Here is a 15,930-nt window from a genome sequence, read left to right as displayed (position 1 = left end):
CTGAACCCTATAAACACAATTGACACGTTAGATATATATGATTACGCTACATTATTATTCTTGCATACGCATCTTTTCACTCGTTCATGACAATCAAACTATCCGAAGAATTACTAGTAAAACTGAGGCCGCTCGAAAACGCCCTAAAAAAAGCGGTGTCTCGGCAAGAACATGAATCGGCTATAGAAGTAGCAACACAAATACAAGTCTTATTTCAAAATAATCGTAGTCATCACAGGCTTTTGAGGGCAAAGCTTTGGGCCTACGAAGCTTGTGTCGACGCGAATCGACTTACCTATGCTGAGTCAGGACTAATTGGCGTACGCAAACTTGCTGGAGAAAACACTAGACTATATCTTGAAGCTAGTGGACTGCTAGCGATTACACAACTTCGACAAAAGAAAATAAATGAAGCAAAAAAACTCATTAAAAGTGTCATTGAAAATATAAATAACATAAATTCTGATAAAACACGCCACCAATTTCAAAAACGATTTATTGAACGCATAGAAGAAGAGTGTATTTTTGCGGAATTGATCGGTGCAGATGACGCCCCGCTAGATATCAAAGAAATCGAAGCTAAAGCAATCTTTCTCATTCAGCATAATGATGAAAATGAAATTTACAAACTCATAGGAAATAGTGTTCCTACATCTAGCCTAAATTTACTAAGCGACGTTAGAAATTATTCAATTCTTCAACTTCCAGCACCTGATCGAAAATTGTTACCCTCACCAGAGAAAATACATGAACCCAGAAATATAGGGAAAACAACTTTCGCGCTATTGAAAAGAATCGCATGGAAAACCTTTTGTAAAGCTGATAGTCCGATTTATAAACTATGGTCAAAAAAAATGCCTAAAGTTTTTAATGATGGATACTTTGCTGCAGCAGCAGTTGCAACCCTAAACGATTTTCGTATAGGGTTGCCAATTTTAGCAAGCGGACTAGCCGCACTTGCAATGAAATATACTGCAGAAGAATTTTGTGAAATTGCAAAACCAAAAGGAATTATGATCAATCCAACAGACAAGAAAACCTAAAAAAGCCCGCAAAATCCAAAGATCTTGCGGGCTTTTTCACAAGCGATCAAAACATAGAAAAACGTATTACTCCACCGCTTTAACCATATCCTCAATCACCTTCTTAGCATCCCCAAACACCATCATCGTCTTATCCATGTAAAACAACTCATTATCCAAACCAGCATAACCAGAAGCCATGGAACGCTTATTAACGATAATCGTTTTCGCCTTATAAGCCTCAAGAATCGGCATACCCGCGATAGGTGATTTTGGATCTTTTGCGGCTGGGTTAACGACGTCATTCGCGCCCAAGACCAAGACCACGTCGGCTTGGCCGAATTCGCTATTGATATCTTCCATCTCGAACACTTGGTCATACGGCACTTCAGCTTCTGCCAGCAAGACGTTCATGTGACCAGGCATACGACCAGCCACTGGGTGAATCGCGTACTTGACCGTAATACCTTTGTGCGTAAGTTTTTCCGTCAACTCTTTCAAAGCATGCTGAGCACGTGCTACCGCTAAACCATAGCCAGGAACGATGATGACCGTTTCTGCATTGCCTAACAAGAACGCGACGTCATCAGGTGAACCCGATTTGACTGTGCGTTGTGCACCGCCGCCAGCTGCCGCTTCTGCTGGAGCGCCACCGAAGCCGCCCAAGATCACGTTGAAGAAAGAACGATTCATCGCCTTACACATGATGTAAGAAAGAATTGCGCCTGAAGAACCGACCAATGATCCCGCAATAATCAACATCGAGTTATTGAGTGAGAAGCCAATACCTGCGGCTGCCCAACCTGAGTAACTATTCAACATCGACACTACCACTGGCATATCCGCACCACCGATAGGGATGATGATTAATACGCCCAATACGAAGGCAATCGCCGTCATCAAGATAAATGGTGTCCACGCTGGAGCAACGCCACCATCAAAACAGAATACCAAGCCGAGACCCACCATCGCGATTGCTAAAACCAGGTTCAGCATGTGTTGACCAGCAAAGCTAACAGGTGCGCCTTGGAATAAACGGAACTTGTATTTACCAGACAATTTACCAAAGGCGATCACCGAACCTGAGAAGGTAATCGCGCCGACGAAGGTACCGATAAATAATTCAATACGGTTGCCGAATGGAATCGCCGCATCACGTGTCGTGATGTTGAAAATCCATGGTTCGGCCACGACGGCGACGGCGATACAGACTGCCGCCAAACCGATCAAGGAGTGCATCGCTGCGACCAGTTCTGGCATCTTGGTCATTTCTACGCGTTTCGCCAAAGTGGCACCGATACCGCCACCAACTACGATACCGAGGATCACTAAGCCATAACCGAGGCTAGCACCACCCGCTTCGTTTTTCAGCTTAACGATCAGAGCAACCGTGGTGAACGCGGCGATTGCCATCCCTATCATGCCAAAGGTATTCCCCTTACGTGCAGTTGATGGATGCGACAAACCTTTAAGTGCTTGAATAAAACAAACCGATGCAATCAGGTAGAGCATCGTAACGAGATTCATACTCATTATTGTGCCTCCTTCTGTTCAGGCTTCGCTTTAGGCTCTTTTTTCTTAAACATCTCCAACATCCTTTGCGTGACTAAGAAGCCACCAAAGACATTGACCGCTGCCAAAGCGACTGCCAGCGTGCCCATCACTTGCGCGAGTGCACCTTCAGTCAGACCTGCCGCCAACATCGCACCGACGATGATGATGGCAGAAATCGCATTCGTCACCGCCATCAAGGGCGTATGCAATGCGGGTGTTACGGTCCAGACCACGTGGTAACCGACATAAATTGCCAGTACGAAAATGATCAGATTAGTGAGTGTATGACTTACTACATCCATGACGTTCTCTCTTTAATTAGGTAAAAAAGGGACTTCAGTAGTTTTTAAAAGTAGCTTCGAAAACATCGAGGTCAAATCAATATTCTTTCAAGCTGGTGATTTTATTCTTGGCATCCACAAACACGACTTTAGGTTTGAAGTTTTCTGCTACCTCATCCTCCATCGGTGCGTAAGTGCAAATAATCATTAAATCGCCCAGTTGTACGCGTCGTGCTGCAGCACCATTCAGAGAGATTTCACCACTGCCGCGCTTACCTTTAATCGCGTAAGTTGCAAAGCGCTCACCGTTATTGATGTTGTAGAGTTCTATCCGTTCATGTTCCTTAATATCAGCAGCATCGAGTAAATCCTGATCGATACCGCATGAACCTTCATAGTTCAAATCACATTGAGTCACAGAAACGCGATGAATCTTGGCGCGTAACATATTTCTTTGCATAATTTCCTCAAAACTTCTATTTAAACGTACTTACTAAGCCTTACTGATAAAAATTAATTTTTGTCGTCTTCCATTTATTTCTTCAACACTTCGCCGCCAGAACACATCATGGTAGCGACCACAATTTCATCTTCTTTATTGATCGCGAGATTGGCATCTTTATCGATGATCAATTTTAAGAAATCGAGAATATTGCGTGAATACAGCGCTGAGGCATCTGCAGCCACCAGTGTCGCCAGATTCGGTTCGCCGATGATGTGGACGCCGTATTTGGTGACAGTTTTGTTTAGCTCGGATAAAGGACAATTGCCGCCTTGCTCGACTGCCATGTCGACAATCACCGAACCTGGTTTCATCGCTTTCACTGTTTCTTCCGAAATCAAGATCGGTGCTTTGCGACCTGGGATCAAAGCGGTCGTAATGATGATGTCGGCTTGTTTGGCGCGTTCATGCACCAAAGCAGCCTGACGTGCCATCCATGCAGCAGGCATAGGACGCGCATAGCCGCCCACACCTTTAGCGATTTCACGCTCTTCATCGGTTTCATAGGGCACATCAATAAACTTCGCGCCCAAGGATTCGACCTGCTCTTTAACCGGAGGACGGACGTCAGACGCTTCAATCACTGCGCCCAGACGCTTCGCAGTGGCAATCGCTTGCAGACCTGCGACACCGACACCCATAATCAAAACGCGTGCAGCTTTCACCGTACCAGCCGCCGTCATCAACATCGGCATGAAGCGTTGGTAAGTATTAGCTGCCAACATCACGGCTTTGTAACCAGCAATGTTCGCTTGTGACGACAAGACGTCCAAGGACTGTGCGCGCGTAATCCGTGGCGCAGCTTCCAAAGAAAACGCTGTGATGCCATGCGCTGCCATTGCGGCGATATTCTCAGCATCAAAAGGATTGAGCATGCCAACGATGACTGCACCAGACTTGATCAAGCCGCGTTCTTCTGCAGAAGGTGCGCGCACCTTCAAGATCAAATCTGCAGCAAAAGCATCCGCCGCAGTCACTATCGTTGCGCCAACCGTTTGGTAAGCTTCGTCCGTAATCGATGAGGCGATACCAGCGCCTGCTTGCACGACGACTTCGTGCTTGGCACTTACGTATTTCTTAATTGTTTCTGGGGTAGCCGCAACGCGCGTCTCGCCCGACCGTGTTTCGGCGGGAATGCCGATTTTCATAAAGATACTCCTTTTTATTTTTGATACCGTTAAGTTCAATTACAAAAGCGATTACTTCGGGTATTTCGTGCAGCGCGAACTGTTTGTCCTTGGATAAAAGACAAACAAGATGATTGGTATTTCAACTTATATCACCACGATGTTCAAAAACACACAAATTGAACTGGAGGCTAGGAACCGTCTCAAATTACCTTTTTGGGATGAAGAGCAAGGCCTTACCCACTGCAATTCGCCCAAACAGGGAATTTGAGGCGGTTCCTATAATACATTTGATATTCGACAACGATATTACACGAAAAACGCACCATACTGGCACAGGATAAGCACACTAAACTACCGCAGTATGAATGTGATCGCACCGACATAAAGCAGCCTCAGCGACGCTTAAACTCAAACATCAATATGCCAAACACTGATGGCATAAGGCTTGGCGAAGGAAATCATGCGCTCAGGCTGATCGCCCAACCATTTCAATTTAATGTAACAAATAACAACAAGTTTGAAGGATTTTCTTATAGACAGAATCTTTATTAGTAAATTCGGATCCCAATTCTGCTGCAATCACAGGTGAATTGTTGGCTAGCAAGGTAAAATGACGCCCTATTTCGCATTTAAGCTCTCATTTTTCACACTCCAACCTATGTCTGACACTTGGAAACCTTCGGTCACTGTCGCTGCCATCGTCCCGCGTCAAAACGGTGATCGCTTAGAATTTTTGATGATAGAAGAGACCACGCCCGATGGCGTACGCCTGAATCAAGCAGCCGGGCATTTGGATCCCAATGAAAGTTTAGAGCAAGCGGTAATTCGCGAAACCATGGAAGAAACGGCGCACGAGTTTGTGCCAGAAGCCTTGATCGGTACCTATATGTCGAAGTTTATTTCACCAAATTCAGGCAAAGAAGTGACCTATTTACGCTTTGCTTTTTGTGGCAAAGTTGTTGCACAACATGACAGGCCTTTGGATCACGGCATTTTGCGGGCATTGTGGATGACGTATGAAGAGATTCTGGCGTGCCAAGAAATGCACCGCAGCCCCTTGATTTTGAAATGTTTGCAGGATTATTTGGCGGGACAAAGAGCGCCTTTGGATTTGATGTATACGCATCCTAGTGTGGTAAGCGTTTAAGTTATTTCAAGTTTGTAGAACACAGATAGTTATCTGGCAAAAACCCCTCAACGCCGAGACGCGGAGGCGCAGAGAAACGCTGAGAAAACGCTGAGTCGACTTGTTTCCTCTCATTTCGATTTTCTCGGCGTCTCGGTGCCTCGGCGTTGAGGGGTTTTGACTTTCAAGAACAGTATAAAAATTAGCAGGAATATTCATGAGTAAAAAACGCGTAGTCATCGGTATGTCCGGTGGTGTAGATTCTTCGGTCTCGGCCTGGCTCTTAAAGGAGCAAGGCTATGAGGTGATAGGCTTGTTCATGAAGAATTGGGAAGATGATGACAATTCTGAATATTGCTCGACGCGTGAAGATTTGATTGATGCTGTGAGCGTTGCTGATGTGGTCGGTGTCGATATCGAAACTGTGAATTTTGCCAGTGAATATAAAGACCGCGTATTTGCTGAATTTTTGCGTGAATATCAAGCTGGTCGTACACCAAATCCTGATGTCTTGTGCAATGCTGAAATCAAGTTCAAAGCCTTCTTAGATCATGCGATGAAACTCGGTGCTGACTATATCGCGACCGGTCACTATGCGCGTGTGCGTGAAATGAATGGCGAATTCCAGTTAATGAAGGCACTTGATGCCAGCAAAGATCAAAGTTATTTCTTACATCGTTTGAATCAGGCGCAGCTTAAAAATACCCTATTCCCACTCGGTGAGATCAATAAAACCGAAGTGCGTAAAATTGCTGAACAGATCAATTTGCCGAATGCGAAAAAGAAAGACTCGACCGGCATTTGCTTTATAGGTGAACGTCCTTTCCGCGAATTTTTAAATCGCTATTTATCCTACGCACCAGGCGAAATCCGCACACCGGATGAAGAAATCATCGGCAAGCATGTGGGGCTGAGTTTTTATACTTTAGGTCAACGCAAAGGCATAGGCATAGGCGGAATCAAATCTCATCAAAATGCCGATGGCAGCAGCGACGCCTGGTACGTAGCACGCAAAGATGTCGCCAATAATCGGGTGTATGCGGTGCAAGGACATGATCATCCGTGGTTGCTCTCGAATTCATTAGAAGCCGCACAAGTCAGTTGGGTTGCGGGACATGCGCCGGATCTGGAAAAATTATCAGCAAAAACGCGCTATCGCCAACCAGATATGGCATGTCGCTTTAGCGGCGACAAGGAGCTATTTCAATTGCATTTTGACGAAGCACAATGGGCAGTAACGCCGGGACAATCTGCGGTTTTGTATGATGGCGATGTTTGTTTGGGTGGTGGGATTATTAATTCGGCTTGGACTTAAGAAAATAGAAAATAAGTAGGAATCCGACGGCCTCTGTTGTTCAATCGACACCGTCAGATTCCTGCCAACCACATCTTTTATAAGGCGCTTATTAAAATCGCTCAGCGATTATTGCGTCAAATCTAATTGGTCACTTAATCCAAGAATTCTAATAGCTGCAGCAGTATCGGTAGGTGTCACAGCTGCCGCAATCTGCATGGTTTTAGTAATACTCGTCTCCCCTGTGCGATAGCTTAAACCCTGCTTCAAGCTAAAGTAATTACCTACAAAAAGCTTATTGTCCAACAAATTCGCAACCCAGCCCCAAGTAGCATCGCCTTTAAAACCGTGTGCAGACGTTAAAATGGAAGAAACTACCTGACCACGACTTTGTCGGCCCGAAGACAATTCTCCAGTCCAATACACCACACCAGAATCACTGGCAGTGACCGTTCGCGCTAAGACATTTTTATATACTTTGATCACGAAATCACTATGGCTCATCGCTGTAGAGTAACCTGTCAAATTGCTATACGAAACAGCAGCATCATAAAAATTTTCTGCGATTTGATTAATAGTCTGACCACGTTTGACTTCGCCGATCCAGTATTCAAGTCCATCTGAATCTGGTAAGCGATTCATAAAGGCGATATACAACTCAATTAAGGACTGTAATTTATCAGCAGGGATCGTTTTCGCCTGTCTTGCCGTGTTCAAATTCACCCGCATATCAGTAAATGTAATGGAATTAGTACCTGCTTTTAGGATTGTTTCTGAATCCGGGACTCCTAAAGTAGTATCTTGTACGTAGAGCTCAGAATTGCTTTGAGAAATTTTAAAAGTTGCACGCGTTTTTTCATATGTTAATGGCGCAGATTGAAATTTTGAGAGATCCGCTGCACGCTCCCTAAGTACGCGAACAACGTTCGCAGTGCCTGTATTACCGATTGCTCTGCCATTAGGATGAAGGATATCCGGTGTTGAAAAATAATTAGTTCGGACACTCAGATCGTTGGGATCTACGCTCCCGTCCGCTTTTAGATCGGGATAAGCCATAATAGTTCGAACATCACCTTCCGCGCTACCCTGCTTAAAACCATGACCAAATTTGTACGGGATTTGCAAATCATCTGCCTTAGCATCATGGCGCGCACCAAAAAGATGGGCGATTTCATGCGAAAAACTATTATTACCAATTGCACATCTCATGTCTACGACGACGTATGCTTGTGTTGCATCTGCTTTAATTTCTTTGGATCGCCCACAGGCGTTAGCATTGGTTGCATTCGTTAATAGCACAGCAACATCAGCGAGATGTGTTTGTCTTGATGTGTGAACTTCATTCATAAACGTATCTGTACTGCTCCAATATCTATCCAGATCGGTCGCAACATTACCAGTTTCGGTATAAGTAACCGGTGCTGCAAACGCTAGTGAAAAACGTACTGGTGCGAGAGAATTAAGTGCTGCGAGATTAACTTGGTCGACCAGCCACTCGATAGCTTGTTGATTTGTCGCGCCCGAAGGGTAGGCTTCTGCTTTTGCGGTGAAGTTCACCAAAATCCGAACGACTGGCACATAATCACTAGGAATTGCCGCCATTACATTTTTACTACCAAATTGTGCTTTTGCCTGCGCCAAGTATTTTTCTTGATCAAATTCTGCGAATTCTATCCGCCTATTCACCGACTTAGACATTACGGGGCTCACTACCTGCGGTAATGGAGGCACAGTGAGCGCGGCTGCCTTATAAGCACGCTCATCATGATCTGGAATCACATTATTCATTTTGAATTCTGCGAGAACATGGGAGCCATCACTTGCTGCATTCACCATATAGCGTTTACCATTGACTGTAACGCTACCAAAGATTCTGCCATCCCGTACAACCAAATGAGTTTCATTAGTTACATAATCGAGCGTTCCCAAACTCGCCTTTGTACTTTTCCCAATCCATACAGTAGATCCACCGTGAGTCGTATAGCGTTTGATACGTTTAGAACTGACCGTTTTGCCGTTAGGAAGCGTAATCGTCATTTCATCCGCATCTAAAGCTTTGGGATTAATACGCAAACCGATTTGCGCATTGATGACAGAAGCATCTCCTTCAAATGGCAAAATCACGCCTTGAGTCAAGCCTGCTTTAACCTGCCCCTGAATATTTCTGCTTCCACTTTTGGCCAAAAACAAGGGTTCGGCAGCATAGCTTAAGCTGTAACATGCGGATAAAAGCGCACTTACTAAGATTTTTTTCACAATCATAGACTTCCTGTGTTGATTAATTTACGAAAATATTTACTGTCTAGAGCTAATTTTTTTGTTAATTAGTAGACAATGTCTTTATAATTGCAAATGTAAAAAAATCAATAAAATAATTTGTTTTTAATCAAGATTAACTCTTCCTATCCTCATGCGACTTTTTTCAGCTCAACATTTTTCTCAATTCCCACTGCATTTTTCACTCTATGCATCACTCGTTACCAGTAGCATTGCACTCATAGCCTGTGGTGGTAACGGTAAATATGAAGAGCCCACTATCCCTCTCACGCCTCCGCAGCGCTTAGAATTCGTTGCTGGTGAATTGGGTGGTCAAGGCAATGCTGATGGCCCAATTGGACGTTTTACTAGCCCTCAGGGTATAGCGGTAGGACCAGATGGTGCTATCTACGTTAGTGAAAGCACGGACGAACCGATTCGAAGTATCAACAGTGACGGGGTGGTGAGTAGTCTGACTAATACCTCGAAAGACAAATTCTGGGTTGAAAAATTTTTTAGAAATGTACCCCCTCCGCGCAACTTGGCTGTCGATAGCGCGAATAATCTGTATTACGCAGTAGAAAATGAATGCCTGATTTACAAACTTGCCACTAACGGTGAAAAGAGTATTTATGCTGGTCAAACGACTTGCGGCTATGCTAATGGACATAAAAATCAAGCGCTTTTCGGCAAAATTAAATCCATCGCGATAGATAGTTCTGGCGTTCTATATCTACCCGACCCTGATAATTCTTTAATTCGTAAAATCGATAGCAATGGCATGGTTAGCACTTTGGCAGGTAAGATCAAGGAGACTGGTACAAGCGATGGTATGAAAGAGCTGGCTACGTTTACAGCCCCTTTAGGAATTACGGTGGATAAGCAAGGCATAGTGTACGTCACCGACGATTTCAATAAAATTCGGAAAATTATGCCTGATGGTCTTGTGATGACCTTAAAACCGCAATGGGAAAACACGCAGGCACCTGTCAAATTGACTGATCTCCGTGGCGCCATTGTTACCGATCAAGCACAAAACATCTATGTAATGAGTGGCATACAAATACTCAAGATTTCCCCCAATGGAAATTCACGGATTCTAGCTGGAGATGCATGGGCATCGTTCGTGCGTGATGGCAAAGGAGAAGAAGCTGGGTTTGGAGCAAGGGCTCGAGACACGATCACCGAAGACGGGGAAGGAGTCGCGCTATGGACTCCAGGACGATTAAGTATCGACCAAAAAGGCTTTCTTTACTTTGCCGACACCGTAGCTCATTGCATACGCAAAATCAGCCCCGAGGGCGCTGTAACGACCATTGCTGGTATCAAGCCACCTGAAAATTGGAGCCATCTTGATGGTCAAGGAAGTGCTGCACGTTTTTTTACAAAGACTTTTAACCCTAATGATTTGTCTATTTCTAAGTTCGAGGAAAGATATACCCTAAAAATGGATAGCAATCAAAATGTGATCGTCACGGGACGCGGCTGGGCATCGCCGAAACAAGTTGCACGGCAAGTGAGTCCCACTGGAATGGTGACTAGCTTACAGCCTTGGGGAATCAGCAACCCTGATGCAATCGCTTCCAATAATAGCAAATATTGGTATTCTGATGAACGTCACAATAACACTGCATACCTGCTATCTAGGAATAAAATTTTCACACTCGACTCCCATGGCGAGCAAATTACATTTGCAGGCGGAGGCAATAGTCAAAGTCTCAAAACACAAGATGGAAAAGGCTCAAACGCCATCTTTTATAATATTACCGACCTCACTTTGGACAATACGGACAATATCTATGTGATTGATCGCGATCTAGTCCCTTCTCCCACACCGTTTGAATTTCCAAACCGACCAGGTTATCTGGCGGAAGGCGGCTTAATCCGCAAAATCACGCCTGCAGGCGTGGTCACCACCATTGCAGGTTCTTTAGACGAACGCGGTCATGTCGATGGTCCGGGCAACAAAGCGCGTTTTCATGCACCGATGAGCATTACCGGAGATAAACATGGCAATATGTTTGTAGCAGACACACTCAATCACGCAATACGCAAAATCAGTCCCGATGGCATTGTGAGCACCTTCGCTGGCACACCTGAAAAAACAGGATACGCAGACGGAATTGGCACCAAAGCTAGCTTTAATACACCCAACATTATCGTGTTTGATCGTCATGGCAATCTCTACGTCGCCGATAGCGGCAACTTTCTGATCCGAAAAATCACTCCGGCTGGCGAGGTCACAACGATTGCTGGAACTCCTGGTTCTCGCGGTGTCATCACAGGCAAGTTACCTGCCAGCCTGTCTTTCATCTCCGGGCTCACCATTGATGATCAAGATACTTTATATATTTTTTCTGAGGGAGCCGTATTAAAAATCGTACAGAAGAAATAACTACTTGCTGTCAAGAACCTCTACACAAAATCATGCACGCTCAGTTAATGCATTCAGTCACTTATGCAGAGGTTCTTCTATGAGGAAGAATTTTTTCTAAACCCTGACGACACTATTCCTCTTCAACCTCATCACCTTCAACCCGCGCTTTTTCAAATGCTTTACCGAAGAACAGCGCATTTTCCAACACGCGGCGACTGCCGACCCAGCCACTACGGAAACCCAAAGCTGCGCTCGCTAAAATCACGCTGCCGTTGCCGACGCGTTCTGCCGTAATTGCTGCTGAGCCTGCGATACGTTTTGCGTTTTCTGGCGAAACATAACCACTGATCACAGGTGCATTGCTATACGCCGCGACCGTGCCGTAACGATCCCCTTCCAATCGATAAACATCGGCTTGCGCGCGGAACACTGGCAAAGTATCGCGAGGAATGCCTGCCGCTATCGGATGACTGCGGTCGATCTCGGTTTCAAAAATAACGCCCGCCACCAATTCTTTAGCACTATTCGCATCTTGATCCTTATAGGCTAAGCGTGTGTCCTTGGATTTCTTTTCGTCTGATTTCTTTTCATCGACTTTCTTGTCATCCGCTTTTTTGTCGTCAGTTTTTTTATCGTCTGCTTTATCTGCGTCTGATTTTTTTGTCGCATCGGCTTTCACCAATTTGGTATGCAAATAACTCTGGCTACTCGCCCAATTCAAGGCACCTTCGACACCAATAATCACGCCACCTTGTTTGACAAAACGCTCGATATTTTTATTGGCTTCGTCGCTTAAACGATAACTTCCATCGGCCATCACAATATGGGTGTAGCGCTCCAATTGCGTTGCTGCCAAGCGATCCGTACCTAACATCGTCGTGGGCAAATGCAAGTGCGTATCCAACCAATGCCAGAGTTCACCAACCGATGTCGAATCCAATCCGGCACCCGTCAATAAAGCAACACGCGGGCGTTCCACCGATTTCAAACTCGCACTACCCAAATCCGTGCCAGTGCTACCTGCGCCAGAGGTTAATACCATTACTTCCACGCTATATTTGGCCGTCGCTTTGCGCACTATCTCGGCCACATTCGCAGCCGGGGTGTTTTGCATCGCAACAGGGATCACGATACTACCTATGCCCAAATCTTTCACGCCTTCGGTGGTTTGTATGCGCATTGGTTTAGTGATGGTGCGCAAACGCAAACCGGTCTGACTCAGTTCCGCCAACAGCAATGCCGCATCGTCGTTCTCCCAAGCAAACGCGTAAGCGATATTCGATTCGGCTTTTAAGCTGGCTTTAGGCAAATCCTGCACCGGATCACCAATCACATCGCCTGCACTTTTTGCGCTGGCAAGATCGTAGGCTTTGGTTACACTCCAAGCCGAGACATCGTAAAAAGTATTGTCTTTAAATTGCGTGCGCAATTCGGTAATGCCTTCAAGCAAGCGGTTTTGTCTTTGATTGAGCGGTACGGCGATTGCATTGCGGGCATCGTAGCGTTGACCATTAATCGTAACGCTGCCCTTGACTTGATGCACCGCGATTCCATGCTGTTTCAGCAGAGTTGCAAAATCACGCAGACGCGCTGGATTGCCTTCAGCCGCAAATAGCATGGCGCGATTGGTATCAGCCTGAGCCATTTTTTTCGCTTCTTCAAAGAAGTTTTTTTGATGGGCGATTAACTGGTCGCGCATAGCATCAGCGGCTTGCAAAGTACTCAGTGAAGTCGTGATTTGATTCGCGATCGTATGTTCAAACTTCAACAAGCCATTGCGCGAATCCTGTACGTGACCACGTGAACTCGCTTGTTCAAACAAAATTCCTACGCTGCCTTGTACGTCAGGATAAGTCGAACCTTTGCCATAGTAAAAATCATCAAAGCCTTCGCGGCTAAAATAAAACTCGCCGCGCGCGTCTAAAGCTTTCACATGAAATTTAGATATTGCTTCAGTCAGGCTTTGATTACTCTGCGGGGTTAAAGGATGGGTACGGGAAGGCACGCCTGGTTGAAAAAAATACGTCGCATCAGTTCCTTGTTCATGGAAGTCTCCAAATATATGCGGACGCCAACTCTGGAACGTCGCGACATGGGCGCGCGATTCTGGATGTTGCAGCCACAACCAGTCACGATTCAAATCAAACCAATAATGATTGCCACGACCGCTAGGCCAGCCTTCTCGATGTTCTAAAGTATTCGGGTCACTCACTAAAGTCTGACCACGATTACTATTCGCCCAATGGGCAAAGCGTGCCAAACCATCTGGATTGAGCATGGGATCAATCACGACCACGGTGCGCTCTAGCATGTCATTCACCGATGCATCGCTGGAACTCGCCAAATGCCACGCCACTGCCGGTGCGGCATTCGCACCACTAGGTTCATTGCCATGCACGCTGTAACCCAGATAAACAACAAGGGGCGTATCGCTCTCACCACGCCCACGCGCCGCTTCGATCTCGGTCAGGTGCTCATGATTTTTGGGGCTAGTAATAATCACATTCAAAATCGGTCTACGCTCATGCGTATAACCGACCACGCGCACTTTAACGCGCGGTGATTGTGTGGCTAATAGCTGATAATAAGAAACCAGTTGCTCCGGGCGCGCATGCCATTCGCCAAGTTCAAAACCGAGCACAGACGCTGGCGTGCTGATTTTATCGACGCGGGCGTGGGCAGGAATGACGGTCGTTGGGGAAGCAGCAAAAACTGGCGCTGCGCTGAGAGTAAAACAAAAAGCCAGGCTGACTGCCTGTGCGATTTTTTTTAGCGACATAGATTTCCTTAGTTTATTTATTATTGAACTCGCGAACTTATACTGCCTAAATGATTTGCTACTAAAACGTGGTGTTGATTTAGATGATTTTGAGCAAGTTCAGCGCATTAAGTTCAAACTTAGCAAATCAACTTTAACATTAGATAAGCAGATCAGTGGCCTTTTTGTTGCCCTAGGAATTGCTTCAATCCACCATTAGTATGGTAAGCACAAGCATACATCGCATTGTAAAAATTGCGGGCAAAAAAAAGCTCCAGTAATTGCCGGAGCTTCATTAGCATAAATACTTGTTTTAACAGTCAAGTGGCTACTGCGATTTTCACCTCAAGAAATAATAGGAATGTGCGGATCGACACCACCAAAATCGACTTCAGGATGACGTTTTTCTATCATGTTTTCAAACTCTTCAACACGATGGAACGGTACATCGACGATCATTAATACTTGCCCCCGTTCTATACGTTCACGAAATGGTGCGAGACTCGCATTCGGTATGGCGGATGCATTCAGACCAGATATCCACGAACCCAAAATCGCACCCATCAATATGGACACCAAAAACCCCAAGAGCCGCGCTTCTATACTATTTAAAGGAAAGAGTAAAAACAAAGAAGCGGCAATCAAACCTGACACCGCGCCGATCAAAATTCCTACTTCTGCGCCGTGCACTAAATCTGTTTTTTGAAATGCATTTGCTTCGGGCATATCGGGTAACAAAGTACCCTCTTTCGCGCAGAAATGGATGCGTCGATATTCCACTCTGGCTAACAACAATTCATCTAACATGGCTCTGGCGCTGCGCACGTCAGGCAACATGTAATATAACCTGCGTTTCATAGTATCCTCCTATCAAAAACCTGACGACAATATGGCTACTATCATCACCACATCGATGAAACGCCACAGGTTTTTTTGATAAAAGAGACTACATCCACCCGCAAGCGGAACAACGATTATGTAAGCCCCTGCCTACACTTTCGTTATAGTCTGAAATTGAAGAACTTCAACCGATAATTTTCAATAAAATCACAGAATTAGTTGGCGATACGCTTACTAGGTTTACTTCGCATTTACTTCATATTTACTGACTATTTTCTATGACAAGTATTGGCGCGCCCAAGCGATAATTTGTGCCGCGGGCATCACACCACTTTGTCTTGCAATTTCTTTGCCATTTTTCATCAATAACAAAGTTGGAATGCTCCGAATACCAAATTGTTGACTAGCCACAGGAGCGGCATCGCTATCCACTTTCACAAAGCGAATGTCAGGCGCCATCTGTGCCGCTTGTTCAAATTGTGGTGCCATCGCACGACATGGGCCACACCATGCTGCCCAAAAGTCGACTAGCACCGGCAGTTCCGTTTGCGCTAAGAATTTAGGTAAGGCCTGCTCACTCAAAGCCACAGGCTCAGCCTCCATCAACGCTTGTCCGCACTTACCGCAGACCGGCTGATCACGCAGCCTTTCATCCGGAATACGATTGGTAGCACTACATTGTGGACATACTAAATGCATGGTTTATCCCCTACTCAATTTATTCAAATCTGCTTGTTCAATTCTGATCCTAAGATACCAATTTTTGATCACGCCATTTGTGCTTCACACA

General features: G+C 45.4%; 12 protein-coding genes. 4 read left to right on the top strand and 8 right to left on the bottom strand.

What is annotated here, in order from left to right; translation table 11 throughout:
- The first annotated feature begins 86 nt into the window (after positions 1-86).
- A complete protein-coding gene (locus H8K55_RS13990; RefSeq protein WP_186942675.1) occupies positions 87-1,043 on the top strand; it encodes a hypothetical protein in 957 nt (318 codons plus the stop codon).
- Positions 1,044-1,109: 66 nt separating this feature from the next.
- On the opposite strand, the gene H8K55_RS13985 is transcribed toward H8K55_RS13990, so the two are convergent.
- From H8K55_RS13985 to H8K55_RS13970, 4 genes are all read right to left on the bottom strand, one after another.
- Positions 1,110-2,555, bottom strand: coding sequence for an NAD(P)(+) transhydrogenase (Re/Si-specific) subunit beta (locus H8K55_RS13985; RefSeq protein WP_186890394.1), 1,446 nt, complete (start codon positions 2,553-2,555; stop codon positions 1,110-1,112).
- A complete protein-coding gene (locus tag H8K55_RS13980; RefSeq protein ID WP_186942674.1) occupies positions 2,555-2,878 on the bottom strand; it encodes an NAD(P) transhydrogenase subunit alpha part 2 in 324 nt (107 codons plus the stop codon). Before H8K55_RS13980 ends, H8K55_RS13985 begins: the two co-directional genes overlap by 1 nt.
- 76 nt (positions 2,879-2,954) lie before the next feature.
- A complete protein-coding gene (panD, locus tag H8K55_RS13975; protein ID WP_186942673.1) occupies positions 2,955-3,317 on the bottom strand; it encodes an aspartate 1-decarboxylase in 363 nt (120 codons plus the stop codon).
- 74 nt (positions 3,318-3,391) lie between these two features.
- The gene (locus H8K55_RS13970; RefSeq protein WP_186942672.1) at positions 3,392-4,507 is read right to left on the bottom strand and encodes a Re/Si-specific NAD(P)(+) transhydrogenase subunit alpha; all 1,116 of its coding nucleotides are present in this window, start codon (positions 4,505-4,507) and stop codon (positions 3,392-3,394) included.
- 640 nt (positions 4,508-5,147) lie between these two features.
- On the opposite strand from H8K55_RS13970, the gene H8K55_RS13965 reads away from it, so the two are divergent.
- Positions 5,148-5,636 (top strand): NUDIX hydrolase, encoded by a 489-nt coding sequence (locus H8K55_RS13965; protein ID WP_186942671.1) that lies wholly within the window; start codon positions 5,148-5,150, stop codon positions 5,634-5,636.
- A 196-nt stretch (positions 5,637-5,832) separates the two neighbouring features.
- Entirely contained in the window at positions 5,833-6,930 is a 1,098-nt protein-coding gene (mnmA, locus tag H8K55_RS13960) for a tRNA 2-thiouridine(34) synthase MnmA (protein WP_186942670.1), read from the top strand.
- Between the two features lie 108 nt (positions 6,931-7,038).
- Here the strand turns inward: mnmA and H8K55_RS13955 are convergent, their stop codons facing one another.
- Positions 7,039-9,165, bottom strand: coding sequence for a DUF4214 domain-containing protein (locus H8K55_RS13955; protein ID WP_186942669.1), 2,127 nt, complete (start codon positions 9,163-9,165; stop codon positions 7,039-7,041).
- A gap of 154 nt (positions 9,166-9,319) precedes the next feature.
- On the opposite strand from H8K55_RS13955, the gene H8K55_RS13950 reads away from it, so the two are divergent.
- Positions 9,320-11,560: an NHL domain-containing protein gene (locus H8K55_RS13950; protein WP_186942668.1), complete on the top strand. Its 2,241-nt coding sequence runs from the start codon at positions 9,320-9,322 to the stop codon at positions 11,558-11,560.
- A gap of 112 nt (positions 11,561-11,672) precedes the next feature.
- Here the strand turns inward: H8K55_RS13950 and H8K55_RS13945 are convergent, their stop codons facing one another.
- The 3 genes from H8K55_RS13945 to trxC form a co-directional block, all read right to left on the bottom strand.
- A complete protein-coding gene (locus H8K55_RS13945; RefSeq protein ID WP_186942667.1) occupies positions 11,673-14,321 on the bottom strand; it encodes a M14 metallopeptidase family protein in 2,649 nt (882 codons plus the stop codon).
- Positions 14,322-14,645: 324 nt separating this feature from the next.
- Positions 14,646-15,158 carry a DUF1269 domain-containing protein gene (locus tag H8K55_RS13940; protein WP_230408623.1) on the bottom strand — a complete coding sequence of 171 codons (513 nt, stop codon included), beginning with the start codon at positions 15,156-15,158 and terminating at the stop codon, positions 14,646-14,648.
- 258 nt (positions 15,159-15,416) lie between these two features.
- Positions 15,417-15,839, bottom strand: coding sequence for a thioredoxin TrxC (trxC, locus tag H8K55_RS13935; RefSeq protein ID WP_186942666.1), 423 nt, complete (start codon positions 15,837-15,839; stop codon positions 15,417-15,419).
- Positions 15,840-15,930 lie beyond the last annotated feature (91 nt).

The organism is Affinundibacterium flavidum, from assembly GCF_014284175.1.
GTDB lineage: Bacteria > Pseudomonadota > Gammaproteobacteria > Burkholderiales > Burkholderiaceae_D > Undibacterium > Undibacterium flavidum.
The sequence above is the reverse complement of the archived record's forward strand: the minus strand, read 5'-3'. Positions and strand labels throughout refer to the sequence as shown.

Coding starts and splice junctions, on each gene's coding strand:
- H8K55_RS13990 (WP_186942675.1), top strand. CDS start 87: ATGACAATCAAACTATCCGAAGAATTACTAGTAAAACTGAGGCCGCTC.
- H8K55_RS13985 (WP_186890394.1), bottom strand. CDS start 2,555: ATGAGTATGAATCTCGTTACGATGCTCTACCTGATTGCATCGGTTTGT.
- H8K55_RS13980 (WP_186942674.1), bottom strand. CDS start 2,878: ATGGATGTAGTAAGTCATACACTCACTAATCTGATCATTTTCGTACTG.
- panD (WP_186942673.1), bottom strand. CDS start 3,317: ATGCAAAGAAATATGTTACGCGCCAAGATTCATCGCGTTTCTGTGACT.
- H8K55_RS13970 (WP_186942672.1), bottom strand. CDS start 4,507: ATGAAAATCGGCATTCCCGCCGAAACACGGTCGGGCGAGACGCGCGTT.
- H8K55_RS13965 (WP_186942671.1), top strand. CDS start 5,148: ATGTCTGACACTTGGAAACCTTCGGTCACTGTCGCTGCCATCGTCCCG.
- mnmA (WP_186942670.1), top strand. CDS start 5,833: ATGAGTAAAAAACGCGTAGTCATCGGTATGTCCGGTGGTGTAGATTCT.
- H8K55_RS13950 (WP_186942668.1), top strand. CDS start 9,320: ATGCGACTTTTTTCAGCTCAACATTTTTCTCAATTCCCACTGCATTTT.
- H8K55_RS13945 (WP_186942667.1), bottom strand. CDS start 14,321: ATGTCGCTAAAAAAAATCGCACAGGCAGTCAGCCTGGCTTTTTGTTTT.
- H8K55_RS13940 (WP_230408623.1), bottom strand. CDS start 15,158: ATGAAACGCAGGTTATATTACATGTTGCCTGACGTGCGCAGCGCCAGA.
- trxC (WP_186942666.1), bottom strand. CDS start 15,839: ATGCATTTAGTATGTCCACAATGTAGTGCTACCAATCGTATTCCGGAT.